Source organism: Sutterella parvirubra YIT 11816 (assembly GCF_000250875.1).
GTDB classification, from domain to species: domain Bacteria; phylum Pseudomonadota; class Gammaproteobacteria; order Burkholderiales; family Burkholderiaceae_F; genus Sutterella; species Sutterella parvirubra.
Genome location: NZ_JH605011.1, coordinates 51,276 through 53,955, shown reverse-complemented (window position 1 = coordinate 53,955; position 2,680 = coordinate 51,276). Strand labels below are relative to the sequence as shown.

Annotated in this window: 3 protein-coding genes; all 3 read left to right on the top strand. The window is 62.4% G+C overall.

Features of this window, described 5'->3' with window-relative positions; all coding sequences use genetic code 11:
• Window positions 1-92 precede the first annotated feature (92 nt).
• The gene (rsmI, locus tag HMPREF9440_RS08975) at window positions 93-989 is read left to right on the top strand and encodes a 16S rRNA (cytidine(1402)-2'-O)-methyltransferase (RefSeq protein WP_316244795.1); all 897 of its coding nucleotides are present in this window, start codon (window positions 93-95) and stop codon (window positions 987-989) included.
• Between the two features lie 98 nt (window positions 990-1,087).
• Entirely contained in the window at window positions 1,088-1,399 is a 312-nt protein-coding gene (locus tag HMPREF9440_RS08970; protein WP_148516609.1) for a hypothetical protein, read from the top strand.
• 44 nt (window positions 1,400-1,443) lie between these two features.
• Window positions 1,444-2,055 carry a hypothetical protein gene (locus tag HMPREF9440_RS08965; protein WP_148516606.1) on the top strand — a complete coding sequence of 204 codons (612 nt, stop codon included), beginning with the start codon at window positions 1,444-1,446 and terminating at the stop codon, window positions 2,053-2,055.
• Window positions 2,056-2,680 lie beyond the last annotated feature (625 nt).

Genomic DNA, 2,680 nt, shown 5'->3' with positions numbered 1-2,680 from the left:
ATCCTCCGGGGCGGCCAGGAGGGGCAAAGCAGGTAAAGTTAGCAGTGCGCAGCACAGGGTGCGCGCTACAACGGCTCGATGAGACACGACGAATGACCTCTTCTCCATCCATGTGGACAGACAATGCTTTGATGACGACGGCGGGGCTTCCCGAACAGGCCTTCCCGACCGGAACGCTTTACGTGGTCGGACTGCCTATCGGCAATCTCGGCGACATAACCCTGCGGGCGCTTTGGGTGCTCTCCCGCGTTGATGCGGTTGCTGCTGAGGATACTCGAGAGACACGGAAGCTGTTGGACAGATTCGGGATTCATGCGCATCTTATCTCCGTACGCGAACACAACGAACGCGCCGGGGCCGAGCAGATCATGGCAAGACTCGCCGCGGGTGAGCGCGTTGCGCTCGTCACCGATGCCGGGACGCCTGCGGTCTCGGATCCGGGTGCGCACGCCGTGGCGATTCTTCGCGAAGCCGGTCATGCGGTCGTTCCCGTGCCGGGCGCTTCGGCCGTCGTGACGGCGCTCTCCGCTTCGGGGCTGCGCGGTTCGGGCTTCACCTTCGTCGGGTTCGTCCCGCCGCAGTCCAAAGCCCGCAAGGCGGCGCTCGCGCGCTACGCCTCGCGTCCGGAACCCTTCGTCCTCTACGAGGCGCCCCACCGCATCCGCGAGCTTCTGACCGACCTTGCTGACGCGCTCGAACCCGAACGGATTGTCGTGGTGGCCCGCGAGATCACGAAGAAGTTCGAAACCTTCACGCGGCTGCCTGCGTCGGAGCTTGCCGAATGGGCGACCGCACATGAGCCGCGGGGCGAATACGTCGTGCTGATCGACGAAGCGCCCGAACGCGAGGCGACCTTGGGCGAAGCGGAACGCCGCTGGCTTGAGGCCGTCGCCGAAGCGATGCCTGCCTCGAAGGCCGCCGCGCTCGCCTCCAAGGTGACCGGCATTCCTCGTCAGACGCTCTACGATCTGATCGCGAAGAAGGACTGATGTTCCACGTGGAACATCGTTTGGGAGCGGCGCGTCGACCATGAATGTTCCACGTGGAACAAGTCGAGCATGGAGGCGCGCCCACGCAGGAGCAAGGCATGTATATCTCCGTAGTGAAGGACGGTCACGGCGGCAAGAACCAGTACGTTCTGCTCAAGGAGTCGTACCGCACGCCGGACGGTAAAAACCGTTCCAGAGTCGTCAGAAATTTCGGGAATCTGGAGAAGCTCCGAGAAGGTGATCCGGATGCTTTGGAGAAGCTCAAGGCGCTCTATCCGAGCGAGCGTGAGAGAAAGGTGCGGGCTGAGAGTGCCGCCAAGACGCAGGCCGTGCAGGCGCTCTTCGAGGAGAGCGGATGGACGGAGCTCGACGAGCCGCGCCCCTTCGCGCTTACGGGCACGCTCCGCTGAGGCGCATTTGGAAGGAGCTCGGGCTCGACAGGAAGATCCGTCAGTTGAAGCAAGACGTCGACATCGAACCGGCGGTGTTCTTCCTTGTGGCCCTCACGATCATGGGCGTTTCGTTCGAGGAGCGGGACTTTTTCCTCGGAGATCCTGCCGCCGGTCTGACGGAAAGACACCTCGCGGCAGCGCGGACTTTTTTGGAAGAGAACCGGGACGGACTCCAGTGTTGGTTGACCAAGAAGCTCCATGACCGGTTCGGAAGGGCCGTTTCGGTTTCGCCGCCAATTTCGTCGATGCCGGAGGGCGGCCTTCAGATGGCTGATCTGCTCGCTCAGGCCTTTCTTGGGCTCATCATCGAGCAACTTGCGGCGAAGGGCGTGAGTGCCTGCGGTGAAGCGGTGGCCCGTACGTTGAGTCGCTCGAAGGTTCTTGTGATGAAGACGCCTGAAGGTTCCGCTCAATTTCTCAACGTGACAGGGGTGAGCAACCTGCGCCGTCCTGTAGAGCCCGCCGAGATCGTTCGGATGGCGGACATCATGAGGGCTTGCGGCCTGAGTCCGGTGCCCGCCGTGACGGGAGGTCAGAATTTGGCGCGCACCGTGGGTACGCGATGGGCGTCGGACACGGCGGCCGTGCCGGCGCTCGTTTGGAACCAGCTGTAGTTTCAGGAGCGATGTTCCACGTGGAACATCGAGGTCGAGAGGGTTGTTCCACGGGGCGTTGTTCAACTCTCTCAACGTCGGCCGAAGAGCCGTTTCGGTACTCCCTTGGAACAGGGCTCCCCGCTCGGCCTGAGCGCGAAGACGCCACCGATGTTCCACGTGGAACATCGGGGCCGAGAGAGTTGTTCCACGGGGCGTTGTTCATCTCTCTCGACGCTGTCCGCAGAGTCTTTTCGGTACCCTCTTGAATCAGGGCTTCCCGCTACGTCTGGGGGCGGAGCTGACTATGTTCCCCGTGGAACATCGAGAATGCGAGAGTTGTTCCACAAGGCCGTTGTTCAACTCTCTCACCGCCGTCTGGAATGGCTTTTCTGAACCACCTCGCGGGAGGGTTTCCCGCCCCGTCTGGGCGCGGAGCTGCCGATGTTCCACGTGGAACATGCCGCGCAATAGAAAAGCCTCCCGACGCGGCGTCCGCGGGGAGGCTTCTTCTCGACCTGGTGTCGGGCCGGTTACTTGTCGGAGCGCAGCGCAACCTCGCGCGTCTTCGACGAATGGATGTTCTTCACGAGGCTGCCGAGCAGGTCGGAGAGCTCTTCGATGAGGTTGGAGTTCGAAATGACGC